20 protein-coding genes are annotated in these 18,364 nt (G+C 37.5%); 18 read left to right on the top strand and 2 right to left on the bottom strand.

The features are described 5' to 3' along the window. Window positions 1-114: 114 nt before the first annotated feature. The 8 genes from I2E21_RS00745 (at window position 115) to I2E21_RS00710 (ending at window position 8,239) form a co-directional block, all read left to right on the top strand. A complete protein-coding gene (locus I2E21_RS00745; RefSeq protein WP_186934600.1) occupies window positions 115-765 on the top strand; it encodes a Wzz/FepE/Etk N-terminal domain-containing protein in 651 nt (216 codons plus the stop codon). A 13-nt stretch (window positions 766-778) separates the two neighbouring features. After that, a complete protein-coding gene (locus I2E21_RS00740) occupies window positions 779-1,501 on the top strand; it encodes a CpsD/CapB family tyrosine-protein kinase (RefSeq protein ID WP_022235417.1) in 723 nt (240 codons plus the stop codon). A 186-nt stretch (window positions 1,502-1,687) separates the two neighbouring features. After that, entirely contained in the window at window positions 1,688-2,968 is a 1,281-nt protein-coding gene (locus I2E21_RS00735; RefSeq protein ID WP_195410082.1) for an aminotransferase class I/II-fold pyridoxal phosphate-dependent enzyme, read from the top strand. A gap of 213 nt (window positions 2,969-3,181) precedes the next feature. Further along, the gene (gene secD / locus I2E21_RS00730) at window positions 3,182-4,579 is read left to right on the top strand and encodes a protein translocase subunit SecD (protein WP_195410081.1); all 1,398 of its coding nucleotides are present in this window, start codon (window positions 3,182-3,184) and stop codon (window positions 4,577-4,579) included. After that, the gene (gene secF, locus I2E21_RS00725) at window positions 4,572-5,582 is read left to right on the top strand and encodes a protein translocase subunit SecF (protein ID WP_195410080.1); all 1,011 of its coding nucleotides are present in this window, start codon (window positions 4,572-4,574) and stop codon (window positions 5,580-5,582) included. The genes secD and secF overlap by 8 nt, the downstream gene beginning before the upstream one ends. A gap of 146 nt (window positions 5,583-5,728) precedes the next feature. Beyond that, entirely contained in the window at window positions 5,729-6,655 is a 927-nt protein-coding gene (locus I2E21_RS00720; RefSeq protein WP_195410079.1) for a metal ABC transporter substrate-binding protein, read from the top strand. After that, entirely contained in the window at window positions 6,655-7,395 is a 741-nt protein-coding gene (locus I2E21_RS00715; protein ID WP_195410078.1) for an ABC transporter ATP-binding protein, read from the top strand. Before I2E21_RS00720 ends, I2E21_RS00715 begins: the two co-directional genes overlap by 1 nt. A 13-nt stretch (window positions 7,396-7,408) precedes the next feature. Then, a complete protein-coding gene (locus tag I2E21_RS00710; protein WP_022235423.1) occupies window positions 7,409-8,239 on the top strand; it encodes a metal ABC transporter permease in 831 nt (276 codons plus the stop codon). On the opposite strand, the gene I2E21_RS00705 is transcribed toward I2E21_RS00710, so the two are convergent. Both I2E21_RS00705 and I2E21_RS00700 read right to left on the bottom strand, forming a co-directional pair. Continuing rightward, window positions 8,240-8,620, bottom strand: a complete 381-nt coding sequence (locus I2E21_RS00705; RefSeq protein ID WP_195410077.1) for a DUF4363 family protein — start codon at window positions 8,618-8,620, stop codon at window positions 8,240-8,242. Between the two features lies 1 nt (window position 8,621). Then, window positions 8,622-9,293, bottom strand: coding sequence for a DUF421 domain-containing protein (locus I2E21_RS00700; protein ID WP_195410076.1), 672 nt, complete (start codon window positions 9,291-9,293; stop codon window positions 8,622-8,624). Window positions 9,294-9,387: 94 nt separating this feature from the next. Between I2E21_RS00700 and I2E21_RS00695 the strand changes: the two genes are divergently transcribed. From I2E21_RS00695 to I2E21_RS00650, 10 genes are all read left to right on the top strand, one after another. Continuing rightward, a complete protein-coding gene (locus I2E21_RS00695) occupies window positions 9,388-10,857 on the top strand; it encodes a spore germination protein (RefSeq protein WP_195410075.1) in 1,470 nt (489 codons plus the stop codon). After that, window positions 10,847-11,887: a GerAB/ArcD/ProY family transporter gene (locus I2E21_RS00690; RefSeq protein ID WP_195410074.1), complete on the top strand. Its 1,041-nt coding sequence runs from the start codon at window positions 10,847-10,849 to the stop codon at window positions 11,885-11,887. The genes I2E21_RS00695 and I2E21_RS00690 overlap by 11 nt, the downstream gene beginning before the upstream one ends. Beyond that, window positions 11,880-12,455 carry a hypothetical protein gene (locus I2E21_RS00685; RefSeq protein WP_195410073.1) on the top strand — a complete coding sequence of 192 codons (576 nt, stop codon included), beginning with the start codon at window positions 11,880-11,882 and terminating at the stop codon, window positions 12,453-12,455. The genes I2E21_RS00690 and I2E21_RS00685 overlap by 8 nt, the downstream gene beginning before the upstream one ends. Window positions 12,456-12,780: 325 nt before the next feature. Further along, window positions 12,781-13,746: an HPr(Ser) kinase/phosphatase gene (gene hprK / locus I2E21_RS00680; RefSeq protein WP_022235429.1), complete on the top strand. Its 966-nt coding sequence runs from the start codon at window positions 12,781-12,783 to the stop codon at window positions 13,744-13,746. A 15-nt stretch (window positions 13,747-13,761) separates the two neighbouring features. Further along, window positions 13,762-14,481, top strand: coding sequence for a phosphatase (locus I2E21_RS00675; RefSeq protein ID WP_347708271.1), 720 nt, complete (start codon window positions 13,762-13,764; stop codon window positions 14,479-14,481). Window positions 14,482-14,494: 13 nt separating this feature from the next. After that, window positions 14,495-15,400, top strand: a complete 906-nt coding sequence (murB, locus tag I2E21_RS00670) for a UDP-N-acetylmuramate dehydrogenase (RefSeq protein ID WP_195410072.1) — start codon at window positions 14,495-14,497, stop codon at window positions 15,398-15,400. A gap of 49 nt (window positions 15,401-15,449) precedes the next feature. Then, window positions 15,450-16,313 (top strand): RNase adapter RapZ, encoded by an 864-nt coding sequence (gene rapZ / locus I2E21_RS00665; protein WP_022235432.1) that lies wholly within the window; start codon window positions 15,450-15,452, stop codon window positions 16,311-16,313. 13 nt (window positions 16,314-16,326) lie between these two features. Continuing rightward, window positions 16,327-17,247, top strand: coding sequence for a DNA-binding protein WhiA (gene whiA, locus I2E21_RS00660; protein WP_186934611.1), 921 nt, complete (start codon window positions 16,327-16,329; stop codon window positions 17,245-17,247). Beyond that, complete coding sequence (xseB, locus tag I2E21_RS00655; protein WP_186934612.1) at window positions 17,247-17,468, top strand: exodeoxyribonuclease VII small subunit; 222 nt, start codon at window positions 17,247-17,249, stop codon at window positions 17,466-17,468. The genes whiA and xseB overlap by 1 nt, the downstream gene beginning before the upstream one ends. Further along, window positions 17,468-18,340 carry a polyprenyl synthetase family protein gene (locus I2E21_RS00650; protein WP_022235435.1) on the top strand — a complete coding sequence of 291 codons (873 nt, stop codon included), beginning with the start codon at window positions 17,468-17,470 and terminating at the stop codon, window positions 18,338-18,340. Before xseB ends, I2E21_RS00650 begins: the two co-directional genes overlap by 1 nt. Window positions 18,341-18,364: the final 24 nt, after the last annotated feature.

The raw sequence follows: 18,364 nt of genomic DNA, 5'->3' as shown, positions 1-18,364 counted from the left end.
TTAATTTTATTGTTAATAATTCATTATTAGAATTAATTAGTGCATTTAATGAATTATAATATATATTATTGTATTTTTTATTGTATTTTTATGCTGATTTTGGGAGGTCGAGTAATGCCAACTAATATAACAATTCAGAGAATTTTAGTCATTGTCTTACAGAGAATAAAATTTATTATTCTTTTGACACTTGTATGTATGCTTTCGTTTTTTCTTTATTCTAAGTTTTTTATAACTCCTATGTACAGTACATCTGCTATGCTTTATGTGCAGAACTATAATGCTAAAAGCCAGAGCAATCAGGAAAACGGAAAAATCTTTAGCTCCGATATTTCAGGTTCTGCTTCTCTTGCCGAGGCATACATAGTTTTTCTTAATAATTCGGACAGCATTACTTCGCTTTTTAACGACTGCGATGTTTCAATAACAAACGATTCTTTCTTTATTACGGTTACGGTTTCGGGTTCAGACCCGCAAACATGTGCGAATGTAGCAAATCAGATTTGCGAGACTGCAGGCGATGTTTTTGCCGATCGCTTTGCATACGGACAGATTGGTATTGTAAGATCTGCGCAAGTTCCCAATGCACCGTATGAACCAAACAATCTTAAAAACGCATTGATTGGTTTGGTAATCGGTCTTGTTGCATCTGTGCTTATTTCAATTTTACTTGAACTTATTGACCTTACTGTTAAGCCTGATGACGATTTACAGGAAATGTACGATATTCCTATATTTGCTGAAATACCTGATTTTGGTAATTAAGGGGGGATAGCGTATGAAGTTAAGATTACCTTTTAAAAAGGATTTAAGTAAAAAAAGCAAGTCACAAGTAACTGTCAACAATAAAAATAAATTTGCAATTGTTGAGTCTTACAAAATTGCAAGAACCAATATTATGTTTTCTCTTTCTGCGTCTGAAAAGAAAGCCTTTGCGGTAACAAGTTATTCAAAGGGTGAGGGTAAAAGTACAGTTGCGTCTAACCTTGCAATTTCTTTTTCAAAAATGGAAAGTAAAGTATTGCTTGTTGACTGTGACCTTCGCCGACCTAATGTTCATAATATTTTTAAAATTGATAATACCAAAGGTCTTGCGGATGTAATCGGTAAGATGATTAATTTTGATCAGGCGGTTCAGAAAAATGTTCTTCCCGGACTTGATATTCTCGTTTCGGGTACTATTCCGCCAAACCCGTCGGAACTTATGTGTTCCTCAACATTTATTTCTTTGGTTGAGCAGTTAAAGGAAGAGTATGATTATATCATATTCGATACTCCGCCTATCGGAGTGGTTGCCGATGCACTTCTTCTAAAAGAATTAATTGCAGGCTTTATTGTTGTAGTAAGAGAAAGAGCCACAACTCATGGCGATTTACGAAATCTTACGGAAAGCATTAAGCTTGCCGATTCAAGAGTCCTTGGTATAGTCAAGGTAGGCTGTTCGCAGAACGAGAGAAGAAAAGGCAAGTATTACTACAAATACTATTACAATTATTATTAATTATTTTACAGCTTACGAAAACATATCAATTGTTTTTCGTAAGCTGCTGTTTTATGGTATAAAATTTAGATTTTTAAAATAAAATGCAAGATTTTTAAAAAACACTTGCATTTTTCTTCCTTTTGGATTACAATATAACAGTAATATTTTGTATTTTTTGCAATTTGAATTTAAGGAGAAAGCAAAATGAATTATGTGAATTGTAACAAAGAAGACCTCGAAAAAGAATATGCGGCACTTGTTGCTGAATATGAAGAGGTAAAAGGTAAGGGTTTAAAACTTAATATGGCAAGAGGTAAACCGGGTGAAGATCAGCTTAACCTTTCAAGACCGTTGCTTGATGTAATCAACAGCAGCACTGACTGTATTACAGCACACGGTGCAGATTGCCGTAACTACGGTGAGCTTGCAGGCATTGACGAGTGCAAAAACTTTTTTGCGGAGATTTTTGATGTAGATCCGTCAGATGTAATGGTTGGCGGTAACTCAAGCCTTAATATGATGTTTGATACAATTGCAGGTTTTATGACAAAGCCTGTTGTTGAGGGCTGCAAGCCTTGGTATGAGGTAAAGAACAGAAAATTCCTTTGCCCGGCACCGGGTTATGACCGTCACTTTGCTATTACCGAATATTTTGATTTTGATCTGATTCCTGTTCCGATGACAGAGAATGGCCCTGATATGGATGTTGTTGAAAAACTTGTTGAGAATGACGATTCAATCAAGGGTATTTGGTGTGTTCCTAAGTATTCAAATCCGCTCGGCATTACTTTCAGCGATGAAACAGTTAAGCGTTTTGCCGCTTTAAAGCCTGCCGCAAAGGATTTCAGAATTATGTGGGATAACGCTTACTGTGTTCACGATGTAACAGATACTCCCGATGAACTTTTGAGTCTTATGGCTGAATGCAGAAAAACAGGTAATGTTGATCTTCCTATCATGTTTACATCAACATCAAAGATTACTTTCCCAGGTTCAGGTGTAGCTGCAATGGCTGCTTCCGATAACAATATGAAAGTAATTAAGAACAGATACCAGTATCAGGTTATCAGTTATGATAAGATGAATATGCTCCGTCACGCTCGTTTCTTTGGTGACCTTAACGGTGTTAAAGAGCATATGAAACTGCATAAAGCTGTTCTTAAGCCAAAATTTGAAATTGTTTTGAATGCTCTTGAGTCACAGCTTAAGGAAACAGGTACAGCTGATTGGACAAATCCAAACGGCGGTTATTTTGTAAGTGTAGATGTACTTGAGGGTACAGCAAAAGAGGTTGTTCGTCTTTGTAAAGAAGCAGGCGTTGTACTTACAGGTGCAGGCGCTACTTATCCTTACGGCAACGACCCTAAGGACAGCAACATCAGAATTGCCCCTTCGTTCCCGCCAAACGATGAACTTAAGGAAGCAATGGATGTATTCTGCATTTGCGCTAAACTTGCAGCTTGTGCAAAAATTCTTAATAAATAAGCAATATATTAAACATTAATTTGCTTATTTATCTAAATGCAATGTAAAATTTCCAACTAAAAAGAATTTTTTTATCAAAAATTCCCTTATCCGTTGACTTTTTATCAAAAAAATTATATAATAACTCTGTTATGTCTGTATGTGTGTCTTTCGTAACAGAGTTATTTTTATGAAAGCAACTACAGTCAATTAAAAAATGGAGGTTCCTAAGGCATGAAAAGAATACCAAAGCCTGTATTCTTCATTGTAGCCTTGCTGGTGCTTGCTTTTACATTTACAGCAGTTTTCGGAGTATCCTACTATACAGGTGACAACAAAAACACTGTCGTTAAAGGCATTAGCGATATACGATGGGGAATAGACATCAGGGGCGGTGTTGAAGCAACATTTAAGCCTGCCGGCGATGTTGACGCTACTGATGAGCAGTTAGAATCTGCTAAAGCAATCATTGAGCTTCGTATGGTATCTGACGGTATTACCGACTATGAACTTTACGCTGACTCTTCAAACGACAGAATTATTGTTCGTTTCCCGTGGAAATCTGACGAAAAAGATTTCGACCCTGCAACTGCTATTGAAGAAATATCATCAACAGCAGAGCTTACTTTCAGACCGGGTAAAAGCTATGAAACTACCGAAGTAGGTTCGGACGGCAACCCTGTTTACAAAACTCCTAAAGACGATACAACTGAAATTCTTATGAACGGCTCTTACATAAAGTCGGCGCAGGCAGTTGTAAATCAGGAAGATAACTCATACGCTGTAAGCATTGAGTTTAACGATGAAGGTAAACAGCTTTTTGGCGATATTACAACTAAGTATCTTAAAAAGACAATCTCAATTTGGATGGATGATGTTATGATTTCCGCACCTACTGTAAATGCGGCAATCACAGACGGCAAAGCACAGATTACAGGTGACTTTGACGCTGAATCTGCAACTGCTCTTGCAAACAAGATTAACGCAGGTGCTCTTCCGTTTAAACTTGAAACTGTAAGTTCAAGCAACATCAGCCCGACACTCGGTGAGAATTCACTTACCGCTATGGCTTATGCAGGTGTTATTGCATTTGTGGTTATTGCTGTTATTATGATTGCAATGTACAGACTTACAGGTGTTATCGCAGTTATTTCTCTTGCAGGTCAGATGGGTCTTGCAATTGCGGCTGTATCAGGTTACTTTACAACTATTTCGTCATTCACAATGACACTTCCTGGTATTGCAGGTCTTATTCTTTCAATCGGTATGGGCGTTGACTGTAACGTAATTACAGCAGAGCGTATTAAGGAAGAATTAAAGCAGGGCAGAACTCTTGACGGTGCTCTCGAGCGTGGTACAAAGAATTCACTTTCTGCTATTATCGACGGTAATATGACAGTTATTATTGTATCTGTTATTCTTATGCTTGTATTCGGTCCTTCAAATATTCTCTCAATCATCTTTGGTGAATCAACAACCGGTACAATCTACTCATTCGGTTACACACTCCTTGTTGGTGTAATTGCTAACTTTATTATGGGCGTATTCCTTACCCGTGTAATGCTCAGAAGTATTTCAGGCTTTAAGGTATTCCGCAAAAAAGGCTTGTACGGAGGTGTTAAGAATGGCTAATGAAAGCACAAAATCCGCTAAGGTTAATGGTCAGCTTTCTGTTGAAGAAGTAAGTGAAAAATTCAACGGCGGCAGAAAGATTATTGACTTTACAGGTCACAGCAAAATTTTCTTTGGCATTTCCATCGCAATTATTGTAATCGGTATCATTTGTAACTTCATTTTCGGTACTACACTTGACATACAGTTTTCGGGCGGTGCGTCAGTAAAATACAGTTATTCCACAGATATTTCCGAATCCGAACTTACTGATTTTATTCAGTCACATACAGAGGCAAGAATTACTACTTCTTATTCAACAGATATGGTTGGTAATTCCGGTCATAATGTTGCTGTTCAGTTCTCCGGAAACAAGGCTATTGATACTAACATTCAGTCGACACTTCTTGAAGATCTCAATAAACAGTATCCTGATGCAGGCTTTAAAATTCTTGAGTCGGGTTCTATTGACGCTTCAATGGGCTTTAACTTCCTCTTAAAGTGTCTTACAGCTGTTGCAATCGCAAGTATACTTATGGTTATTTATGTAACACTCAGATTTAAGAAAATCGGCGGTCTTTCAGCCGGTGTTACAGCTCTTATAGCACTTTTCCACGATGTTGTTATGATTTACTTTATGTATGTAATCTTCCGTATGCCGATTGATTCCAACTTCATTGCCGTAGTTCTTATGATTCTCGGTTACTCACTTAACGATACAATCGTTATTTACGACCGTGTTCGTGAAGAACGAAAAGCACTTGGCAGAAAAACAGATGCAGGTATGGTATTTAATCTCAGTGCTACAAAGTCGCTTAAGAGAACAATTATTACTTCTGTAACAACTCTTTCAGCAATCTTGATTGTATATATTGTTGCCTTAGTATATAATATCTCTTCGGTACAGGCTTTTGCACTTCCGATGATTATCGGTATCATTTCAGGTTGTTATTCTTCTATCTGTATTGCAGGTCCTCTTTGGGTACTCTGGCAGAGAAAGAAAAAGAACAGCAAAAAGAAATAATGCGTTTGCTTTAAATTTTATTTAATAATTATGGGCTGCGATATTAATAAATTTCGCAGCCCTGAATTTATATGTGAAAGCATATTATTGTATATTTTATGGTAAAACTATTATGGGGTAATCTTTACTGTAATCAGGGGTGTTATATGAAAAAAATCTTTTCGTTTTTATTGGTAATCATATCAATATGTTCTTTATTACTTTACGGTTGTTCAAGCAATGAGCAAAACAGCAGACAATCCGAAAAATTAAGTATAGTAACTTCTATTTTTCCGTATTACGATTTTGCAAGAAATATTGTCGGCGATAAAGCAGATGTAAAGTTATTGCTTTCACCCGGTAACGAACCGCATCATTACGAACCGTCACCGTCCGACATTGTTGCCATAGAAGAATGTGATATATTTATCTATAACGGCGGTGAAAGTGACGAGTGGGTTGAAAATGTGCTTGACTCGCTTGAAAATAAAAATATTACTGTTTTGAAGATGACCGATTATGTGTCACTTCTTAATGAAAAAAATCCTGACCATACTGACGGTGATGAGGCAGATGAACATATATGGACTTCTGTCAGAAATGCCGAGCAGCTTGTAAAGAAAATATCGGATGTTGTTACGGAAAAGGATAATAAAAATAAATCTGAATATGAAAACAATACAAATCAGTATCTTTTAAGTCTTGATGAACTTGACAAAGAATTTACCGATGTTGTTAATAATAAAAAGCGTGACACTGTTGTATTCGGCGACAGATTTCCGTTTTTGTATTTTATGACCGATTACGGACTTAACTACGAATGTGCGTTTCCGGGCTGCAGCAGTGAAACCGAACCGAGTCTTGAAGTAGTGACAAGACTTATTGATTATGTAAGAGATAATAATATTCCTGTTGTGTTTCACCTTGAAATGTCAAACGGCAAAATTGCGAAGTTGATCGGTGATGATACCGGAGCTGAAATTTTGCAGTTTTCGTCGTGCCATAATATTACAAAAGATGAATTTAATAACGGAGAAGATTATATTTCTGTTATGAAACAAAATTGCAGTGCATTAAAGGAGGCTTTATCTTAATGTCATTAATTGATTTTAATAAGGTAACTATTGGCTATGACGGCAAAAGTGTAATTTCGAATCTTAGTTTTCAGATAAAGCCGAATGAATATGTTTGCATAGTTGGCGAAAACGGTTCAGGTAAGACAACACTTATGAAATGCTTACTTGGACTTATTCCGCCTTTATCGGGTAAGATTACATTCGGTGACGGATTAACTCAAAATGAAATCGGTTATCTTCCGCAAAAGACTGTTTTGCAAAAGGATTTTCCTGCATCGGTTGAAGAAGTTGTGTTATCGGGCTGTCTGAATAAAAAACATACCTTGTTTTATTCAAAAGAACAGAAAAAAACCGCTGAAAAAAATATGGAACTTACAGGAATTACCGATATTCGTAAAAACTGTTTTCGTGAACTTTCGGGTGGTCAGCAACAAAGGGCATTGCTTGCAAGAGCATTGTGTGCAACAACAAAACTTTTGATTCTTGATGAACCTGTTACGGGACTAGACCCTGTTGCAAGTGCTGATATGTATAACCTTGTAAAGAATCTGTATAAAGAGGGAATAACGGTAATTATGGTATCACACGATATTACCGCCGCAGTAAATAACGCAACAAAAATTCTTCATCTTTCAAAAGACAATTACTTTTTCGGCAGTACGCATCAGTATCTTCATTCCGATGTAGGCAAGAAGTTTTTGATTACCGATTGCCCTTGCGATGATTGCAGGCATCACCATATTCATAATTTAGCGTAAAGGAGGCGGTAAGATGTTTGAAACTATTGCTGAAATGTTTTCGTACGGTTTTATTGTAAGAGCTTTTATTGTCGGTACTCTTGTTTCGCTTTGCGCCGCTTTGCTTGGCGTAACTCTTGTGCTGAAACGATATTCTATGATCGGTGACGGCCTTTCCCATGTAGGCTTTGGTGCGCTCGCAATTGCCGCATCGTTAAATCTTGCACCGTTACAGGTTGCGGTTCCGGTTATAATCATTGCCGCATTTTTACTTTTAAGACTTTCGGAAAAAAGTAAAATCCGTGGAGATGCGGCTATCGCCATTATTTCAAGTACAGCGCTTGCAATCGGTGTTGTCTGTGTAAGTATTTCGGGAGTAAATACCGACCTTAATTCTTATTTGTTCGGCAGTATTCTTGCCACAACAAACGCTGATGCTGTAATGTGTGCCGTTCTTGCTTTGATAGTAATTGTGATTTTTGTTTTGTTTTACAATAAGATTTTTGCGGTTACATTCGATGAAACATTTTCAAAGGCTACAGGACTTAAAACAGGTGTTTATAATACTGTAATTGCCTTGCTCACAGCACTTACAATCGTAATCGGTATGAGAATTATGGGTACACTTTTAATTTCGGCTCTTATCATTTTCCCTGCACTTTCTTCAATGAGAGTGTGCAAAAAATTTAAAGCGGTAATTATTTGTTCGGGTGTACTTTCGCTTATTTGTTTCTTCGTTGGAATGTATGCATCTTACACAATGGATACTCCGACGGGAGCAAGCGTAGTAATTGTAAATGCCTTTGTATTTGTAATTTTCTGGCTTATTGAAGTTATTAATACAAGAGTAAGAAAACACAATTAATTATAAAATATTTTCAATTTTAACAAGCTCACTGTCCTTTACGGAGGTGAGCTGTTTTTTTATGCCCGCACTTTCGGCAAGGTAATTGTCGTTGCTCTGTGTAGCGACATATGACCGCATTGCAGATAGGTTTACACTGATTTCATCAACATAATCGTGAATAAGAAGAATATCAAAAATGATTAGATTCTTTTGCCATTTTGATTCCGCAGCTGCAAGCACATCTTTTGCACCGTCATAATTCTCACTTTTAACAAGGCTGTCGGCAGATACAATTTCTTCGTTAAGTTCGTCAATTCTATTTGTAACATAGAACATTTCAAAAATGCCTGTTGCTATTGATAAAATAAAAAAAGCCAATGATATATATATTCTTTTCATATTAATTTTCCTTTGTAATTATTTTATAATTTCCTGCTCCGTCAAGCGTCATAATAAATATATCGTCTATGGCGACATTTTCTTTGTAAAGAATTTTATCTACGGTTTCTTTGCTGTTTTTGCAAAGTCTGAGTGAATTTTGTAAAAGCTGTCCGTCGTTGATTACCACGGTTTCAAGTTTTGTGTCGGGAACTTTAATATCGAGGTTTTCAAGTGTTACCGTGCGCTTTTCGGGCTTTTGCAAAACGCTTATTTTTCCGTTGGTTTCTACGATACAATATTGTACCTCGTCGAGTGAAAAAATATCCTGTTGTCTTAGCTGAATACATAAATCTTCGGTTGACATTCTAAGCCGTTTCATTTCGTTTTGCATCAGTTTTCCGTCCTCTATTACGGTTATGGGCGAACCGCAGATAAGACCTCGGAATTTTCTGTTTTTCAGCATTATTATACTTGCTATTATTTCACAGGCAATAAGAACGAGTACGGGAATTATGCCCGAAAGCAACGGTTGTGAAGTATTTGACATAGGAATTGCCGCAATATCGGATACAATAAGAGTTACTACAAGTTCGCTCGGCTGCATATCGCTTATTTGCCTTTTGCCCATAAGCCGAATTGCAAGAATAACAAATGCATACAAAAGCAGAGTTCTTATAATTGAAATAATCATTTTATCACCGTTACTAATGTTTGCAATAAATGTAATTATATACAAATTTCGGAATAATTGAGATAACTTTGTAAAGCCTAATATTGGTGATAGAATGTATAATTCATTAAAAGAAAATTTATCTTCCCTTAAATCGGCTTTCGCAAATTCCGCCGATTTTACGGTGAGAGATATGATATTAAATTCAGATAATAAAACCACATCCGCAGTAATTACAATAGAGGGAATGTGCAGTAAAGAAGTAATCGCACTTTCTATAATTAATCCGATTTTTGATTTTGATTTTAAAAATGCAGACGGCACACAAATTCTTGATGAAATTCGACTTTCGGTTCTCTCTGCAAGTGAAATTGTGGAATTTGAGAGCTTTGATGAGGCAATAATGTTTTTAACTTCAGGTTTTGCTGTAATTGCTGTTGACGGATGCAGTAAAATGCTTGCAATCGGTGTGCAGGGCTTTTCTTTCAGAGGAGTTACTGAACCCGAGAGCGAAGTGGTACAGCGTGGTTCAAAGGAAGGCTTTACCGAACCTTTGAGAATTAATATGACGCTTATCAGACGAAGAATAAAAAGTCCTGACCTTGTATTTGAAACCGCAACAGTCGGTACAACTTCAAAAACTCAACTCTGTATTTGTTATCTGCAAAATTCGGTGTCTAAAATTATCCTTGATAAAATAAGAAAAAGACTGCAGTCAAGTGACCTTGAAATGGTGCTTGCATCGGGTTATTTATCTGAATATCTTGAGGACAAGGGCACAAAGTCTATATTTTCGGGAGTAGGCGTTTCCGAACGCCCCGACACTGTATGCGGAAAACTTATGGAGGGAAGAGTAGCGATTTTGGTTGACGGTACTCCGACCGCAATTATTATTCCGCATATTTTTGTGGAGGAATTTCAGAGTGTGGACGATTATTCAAACCGCCCGTATTATGCAACCTTTATCAGAATATTAAAGTATATTTCATTTTTTACGGCAATATTTGTACCGGGTATTTATACTGCGTTTGCTCAATTTCATCCCGAGTATTTTCCGAAAGGCTTGCTTTTAAAAGCGTCAACGGCACTTGCGGATACTCCTTTGCCTGTTGCGCTTGAAGTGCTGATAATTATGTTTGTTTATGAAATTATGAGAGAGGCGGGATTGCGGATTCCAAAACCGCTCGGTCACGCCGTCAGCATTGTGGGTGCGCTTGTAATTGGTGAAAGTGCGGTAAATGCAGGGTTTATTGCCTCATCTACCCTTATGATAGTTGCAGTTGCGGCAATCAGCAGTTATGTTACTTCGTCGCTTTATGCACCTATTACAGTGCTTAGATTTGCTTTTGTGGCAGTCGGAGGGATTTTTGGAATGTGGGGGATTGTTCTTATGAGTTGCTTTGTGCTTGCAAATATATGTGCAAAAACTTCTGTCGGTGTTCCGTATATGTCTTCGCTTGCTCCTTTTTCTGTAAGAAGAATGAGAGATGTTTTTGTGCGTGCGGATTGGAAAAGATTATCCCGACATACAATAAGAGTTCAAAAGTTTGCACAAACAAAGGAGAGTGACTCTGATGAAGGGTAAGATAACCCAGGTATATGCAGGGCTGTTTGCCTTTTTTGTTTTTATATTTTTGGGGGTAAAATATAATTATCTCGGCACACTTCCTTTGTGGGCGGTTGTTCTTGAAATTTTATTTATGGCGGTTGTACTCGCAGTGCTTATGCTGCCGTCTTACATTCTCCATAAGTCAACAGGCTGTGATGTGTTTAATGTGTTTTTAAATAAAAGCTCATTGACAAAAATTACATTTTCTTCTCTTTATTGTATATTGTTTGTATTTGCAAGCGTGCGATTTCTTTCACTGTATGTTGATATTCTTATTACTGCGCTGAACTCGAATGCAAACAGGTTTGTGCTTGCCGTCGGAATACTTTTTGTATGTGCATACAGTGCGTACAAAGGTGTGTTTACCGCATCAAGATGTGCTCTTATCGGTTCGGTTGTTACGGCAATTTTTATAATAATATTTCTGCTTGGCAATATTTCTGATGTAGAATTAAGCAATCTTTATCGCAGTAACAGTACAGATGATTTTTTTGCCGCACTTTTTTCTTTGCTGCCTGTTTGTGTGTTGCCTGTAATTTTTTCTGTAATATCGGGAAGTTTCAGTCAAAGTAAATCCGCTTTTGTATGGTTTCTTGTAATTGCCTTTGTAAGCAGTGCTGTGCTTGTGTTTTTTATGAATACAGTTCTTGCTGATTATGCAGACGGCAGGGAGTTTCCGTATTTCATACTTGCCCAAAATGCCTCGTTCGGACAAATGACGAGTTTTGATTTTCTTTATATGATTTGTATTTCTTTTTGCTCTTTTATAATTGTTTCACTGCTTTTATGCTGTATAAATGAGAGTACAGGTGTAAAGAAAAGAGGAAAAAATACCTTTATATTTACATCGTTGATTTTTGTAATGTATATATGTACCGAGGTTTTTCCGAAAGCAAAGGAGCTTGTGCAGAATGATATTATTTTTGCAGTTATGTGTGCCATATACGCAGTTGTATTACCGATTTATGCTTTGTTCAGATTGAAAGGAGGCAAACAGGGTGATTAAAAAAGTTTTGGCATTAATGCTTGTTTTAAGCAGTGTATTTTTGTGCGGTTGCGACAACAGTAAAAGGATAGATAAAGCTGTTATTATTGAGTGCATTATAGTTGATAAAAGCGATTACAAATTTATTTATATTTCTGATGAAGAAAAAAGTGAAACTGTCAAAATCGAAGAAGAAAGCCTTGAAAAAGCGCTCAAAACTTTAAAAACCGAGCATAAACCCGAAATTGTACTTTCTAAGCTTGAGCTTATAGCATTTGCGGAAAATGTTGACAGCGAAAAATATTACTCTGCATTACAGTATATAAAGAATAATTATGCGGTATCACCGTCGGTATATACAGCGGTATGCAGTAATGACATTTTAAAATTGCTTGATGAACCGAAAACGCTTGAAAAATGTACTGAACAAATAATGATTTTAGAGAAAAAAGATACCGACATTTCATCAACTCTATTAAAAATGAACAACAACCTTAATAAATCTAAGAAATCATTGCTATATTTACCTCATATTAGTAAAAATAACGGGGTTACAGGCGAAAAAGTTGAAATTATGATAAAAAAATGAAAAATAATTCATAAAAAGACTTTATACTATAAGCGTTTTGTTGTATAATAATTGATGTATAGAATGGAAAGGCTATATACTTTGGGCAAAACTTTTGAATATATTTACCAAAGTAATTTGTGATAATGTAATTAAATTGAGAATAAAATACTTTAATATAACTTTGTAAACATAAGTCTGTGCAATGAGTAAACATAAGTTGCGGACAGCATAGTCAAAAAATTATTTTTAAAGCAGATTTTTTAAAATCTCGGTTCAATATCATTATTACTGATACAAAGCCTTTCACGAGCATATATTTTAATTATTGAACGGCGGTGGATTTATGGCTAGTGATTTTTCGGTTGCATTATCAAAAATGACTGAAGATTTAGATTTGCAAAAGGTTTATATTGCTGAAAATTTTGAAGAAATCAAAGTTTCAACATTTGAAGTAAATCGTCCGGGACTTGAGCTTACAGGATATTTTGACTTTTTCGACAGCAGCCGACTGCTTCTTTTTGGTACAACAGAGTTTTCGTATCTCTCTCGTTTCGGCTCGGAGGCTCAAAAAATGGTTATTGACTCAATATTGAGCTTTGGCCCGCCTGCGATTATCATTTCAAGAAATATCGAACCACCTATAGCTATGATGGAAAGTGCAAAAACACATAAGGTGTCAATTTTGCGCTCGGCAGAAACAACATCACAGGTTACAGCGGCACTTTTCCAATATCTTAACAAAGAACTTGCACCTCGAATTACAAGACACGGTGTTCTTGTGGAAGTTTACGGTGAGGGTTGTCTGCTGCTCGGTGACAGCGGTGTAGGTAAGAGCGAAACCGCTATTGAACTTATTAAGCGTGGACACCGTCTTGTTGCCGATGACGCAGTGGAAATCCGAAAAACCTCCACTCACACGCTTATGGGACAGTCACCTGAAAATATCCGACATTTTATTGAACTTAGAGGTATCGGTATTATTAATGCAAGACAGCTTTTCGGTATGGGTTCGGTAAAGATTACGGAAAAAATAGATATTGTTATCAATCTTGAAATTTGGGACAACACCAAGGTTTACGACAGAATGGGACTTGATAATCAGTATATGGATATTTTGGGCGTTGAAGTGCCGACCTTGACCATACCTGTAAAGCCGGGCAGAAACCTTGCCGTTATTATTGAGGTTGCGGCCATGAACAACCGTCAGAAAAAGCTCGGTTATAATGCCGCACAGGAGCTTTTGAGCGCACTCGGTATGGATTTTGATATGTCGCAGACAGAGAAAGTCATCGTTGACAAGTGGGAGTAATAACGGGGTGAGCAAGTGAAATTAGTTGCCGATATGCATACACATTCAATAGCGTCTACACACGCTTATGCCACTATAACGGAAATGGCACAGGAGGCGCACGCTCTCGGACTTTTTGCCATTGCAATCACTGACCATGCAAGAACTATGCCGGGAGCACCGGGTCCGTTCTATTTTGAATCTCTTGCTATTTTACCCGCATACATAAAGGGAGTAAGAGTGCTGCACGGAATAGAGGCTAATATATGCGATTACAACGGTAATCTTGATGTTGAGCCGCAGCTACAGGATAATCTTGAATGGGTGGTAGCTTCACTTCACACTTTAACTATTGAGGGCGAGGCAACTGTTGAAAAATGTACACAGGCTTACCTCGGTCTTGCAAAAAATCCTAATGTAAATGTCGTTGGTCACAGTGGCAGTGAGTATTTTAAGTATGACTACGAAAAAGTCATTCCGCAGCTTGCTAAAGAGGGCAAACTTATTGAAATTAACGATTCCGCATTCAGATATAAAAAGAGTTGCGCCTCAAATTGTACGCAGATTGCAAAACTTTGTAAAAAATACAAAGCAAGAATTTGCGTGGATACCGATTCGCACTATACCCATACCCTTGGCAGAGGCACCGAAACTCTGAAAATGCTTGAAGATATAGATTTTCCGCAGGAGCTTATTGTTAATGCGAACGAAGAAACCCTGAAAGCATACTTTAAGGAGAAAAATATTTATTATTAACTGGAGTAATTCGATGAATAATATTGAAAATATATATAAATTTGCAGACAGTCTTGCTTGTGAAACAAAGCTTAACGAGCCGATGAAAAAACACACAAGTTTTAAAATCGGCGGCAATGCGGCAGTTTACATAAAGGTTGACAGTCTAAGTAAGCTTTGCAAATTTGTAAGAGAATGTAAACTTACAGATACAAAATATTTCTTGCTTGGTAACGGCAGTAATATACTTGTAGACGATAATGGCATGGATTGCGCTGTTATTAAACTTGACGGCGATTTCAAAGAGATAAGAATGATAGACAGCGAAACCGTTTATTGCGGCGCAGGCGCTACACTTGCTGCTCTTTGTAAATTTGCGCTTAACAACAGTCTTTCCGGACTTGAGTTTGCGTGGGGAATTCCGGGCTCTGTAGGCGGTGCGGCATTTATGAATGCGGGCGCTTACGGCGGAGAAATGAAAGATGTTGTCGTGTCGGTAAATCATATTACAGATGACGGCGCTATCGGCAGAATTGATAAAGAAAATCTTGAATTCGGCTATCGCACAAGTGTTTACCGTAATAATAACTGCATAATCACAGGCATTACACTCAAACTTAAGAGTGATAATCCCGATGATATTCGTCACAGAATGGACGATTTTATGAGCAGACGAATTGATAAACAGCCGCTTGAATTTCCGAGTGCGGGCAGTGTTTTCAAGCGACCCGAGGGAAATTACGCAGGTGCTTTGATAGAACAGTGCGGATTTAAAGGTAAGGGTGTCGGCGGTGCCGAAGTATCGGAAAAACACGCAGGCTTTATTATTAATAAAAGCAATGCCACTGCTAAAGATGTAAAAGAGCTTATTTCTCAAATTCAGACAACTGTTAAAAAAGAAACAGGTTATGATCTTGAATGTGAATTGATAATGCTTTGAAAATAATTATTTATGCAATAATTAAGGCGTAATAGAGGAAGTTGATATTATGGAATTTGTAATTATTTCGGGTATGTCGGGCGCAGGCAAAACAAGTGCGCTGCACATTATGGAGGATATAGGATACTACTGTGTTGACAATATCCCCACCTCACTTTTGCAGACATTATACAAACTTTGCAAAGATTCTTCGGACAAAGCAATGAAAAGAGTTGCGGTTGTGGTTGATGTCAGAGGCAACGGTGATTATGAGGTTATGTACGACGACCTTGAAAACTTCAAGAAAAATAACGAGGGCGTAAGTATTCTTTATATTGACGCAAAAGTCGACAGCCTTATTGTGCGTTATAAAGAAACAAGAAGAAGACATCCGCTTACCGAAAGACTTAAGGACGGCTCTGTTGCCGCCGCCGTAAAGGAAGAGCAAAGATTGCTTGTTCCCGTAAAAACACTTGCCGATTACAGTATTGATACGACATTTATGTCAATTAAACAGCTTAGAGAACGCATTATTTCGATGTTTCTTGAGAACAGCTCCAACAGTATTATGATTACTTTTATGTCTTTTGGATTTAAGTACGGTATTCCGCTTGAATCTGATTTGATTATAGATGTTCGTTGTTTGCCGAATCCGTTTTATATTGCGGAACTTAAGGAACATACGGGACTTGAAAAATGTATTCAGGACTATGTGCTTGACAGTGAAGAAACACAGGAATTTGTAAAAAGACTTATTGACTGGCTTGACTATTCATTGCCTTTGTATCTTAAAGAAGGCAAAAGCGAGCTTGTAGTCGGCATAGGCTGTACAGGCGGCAAACACCGCAGTGTTACAATTGCGGAATTGCTTGATAACTATTTTATGGAAAAAGGTTACAAGTGCATTGTACAGCACAGAGATGTAAAAAAATAACGAGGTGTAAATAGTGTCGTTTTCCTCCGAAGTTAAAAAGGAGCTTTGCTCTGTTAATGCTGTAGATACCGAACAAAAAAAGGCAGAGCTTTACGGCCTACTTATTTTCTCTAAGGTATTTAAAAAAGATAAAATTGTTCTTACAACCGAAAACAGTGATGTTTCTAAAAAAGTGACGGATTTGCTTGAAGAACTTTATATGCCGATTATCGAAAAAGAAACCACTTTGCGTGTCAGAACCACAGAGCATCACCTTTCTAAAATTTCACTTATAAATGCCGATGACTGTTTAAGAATTTTTGATGATTACGGTCATCACGACAATGATATATCGCTAAGAGTAAACAGAGCCAATATAAGCAGTGACGAACTTGTGGCGGCTTTTTTACGAGGAGCTTTTGAGGGCTGCGGTTCGGTGTCTGACCCAATGAAAAGTTACCACGCCGAGTTTTGTGTGCCGCATAAAAATCTTTCGGTCGATTTGTGTAAAATTCTTTCGGAAATACCCGAATGTGATTTTACGCCGAAAACAGTTGTGCGCAACGGCAGTTATGTTGTCTATTTTAAAGGCAGTGAGCAAATTTGTGATTTGCTTACATACATAGGCGCAACAAATTGTGCTATGGAAATTATGGGTACAAAGGCTGTAAAACAGGTGCGCAATAACATTAACAGGCGCATAAACAGTGAGGTTGCCAATATAACCAAAATTGCGTCAGCTTCGGCAAAGCAGCTTGCGGCGATACAAAAAATCAAAGATAAAAAGGGAATAGAGTCTTTGCCCGACGATTTAAGAGAAATAGCCGTGTTAAGACTTGAAAATCCCGAAATGTCGCTGAGAGATTTGGGACAAAACCTTTCTGTGCCGATAAGCCGCAGCGGCGCAAACCACAGAATGAACAGATTACTTGAATATGCAGAGGATCTTGAATAATGAATAAAAAATTAACTTTTGAACAAGCTGACGCTAAACTTGACGAGGTTGTGGCTAAACTTGAAAATTCACAACTTCCGCTCAAAGAAAGTGTTGATTGCTACACAGAGGCTTGCGAATTACTTGCTTTTTGTATGCAGGAACTTTCGGAAAGCAAAGGCAAAATTGAAGATATTAATACAAAGTTAAATAATATTTGTACTACAGACGGTGATGAATAATGACTGATTATATAAAACAAACCGAACAGGCTCTTTATGATTATTTGCCTGACTTAAATTGCAGAGAAAAAGAACTTATCGAGTCTATGAAATACAGCCTTGAGGCAGGCGGAAAAAGAGTAAGACCTAATCTTGTATTCAGTTTTAACGAACTTTGCAATGGCAAGACCGAGGCTGCGGTACCTTTTGCTTGTGCGGTTGAGATGATACACACATATTCGCTTATTCACGATGATCTGCCTTGTATGGATAATGACGATATGCGCAGAGGCAAACCGTCAAATCATAAGGTGTACGGTGAAGATATTGCTTTGCTTGCGGGAGATGCATTGCAGTCGCTCGCTTTTGAAATTATGACAAGCGACAAGGCAATCAGCCAAAGCTCGGCTGCTGCGTGTTGTAAAGCTGTAAATACCCTTGCGGCTTATTGCGGTGCAAGAGGTATGGTAGGCGGTCAGGTTATTGACCTTATTAATGAAAATAAGTCAGCACCGATTGAAGTGTTGAGAGAAATGGATTATAAAAAAACAGCTTGTCTTATAAAGGCGGCTTGTGAGCTTGGATGTATTTCTGCGAATGCTGATGATAAACTTATAAAATCAGCATCTGAATACGGCGAGTGTATAGGTATTGCTTTCCAGATCCAGGACGATATTCTTGATGTTACTTCCACTGACGAAGAACTCGGAAAACCTGTAGGCAGTGACAACGAAAACGCTAAGTCAACATATGTGTCGCTTCTCGGTATAGAAAAGTGCAGAGAACTTGTTGCTGAACTTACAGATAAGGCAAAAACGGCCCTTAATGCTTTTGACGGTGATACAACGGCTTTGTGCGATTTTGCGGATTACCTTGCAAGCCGTAAAAAATAATTTATAGTGAAAATGAAAAAGGAT

It is taken from the genome of Ruminococcus sp. BSD2780120874_150323_B10 (assembly GCF_015553695.1).
Classification (GTDB): Bacteria; Bacillota; Clostridia; order Oscillospirales; family Acutalibacteraceae; genus Ruminococcoides; species Ruminococcoides intestinale_A.
Note: the sequence above shows the minus strand (reverse complement) of the source record. Positions and strands in the feature narration are given on the sequence as shown.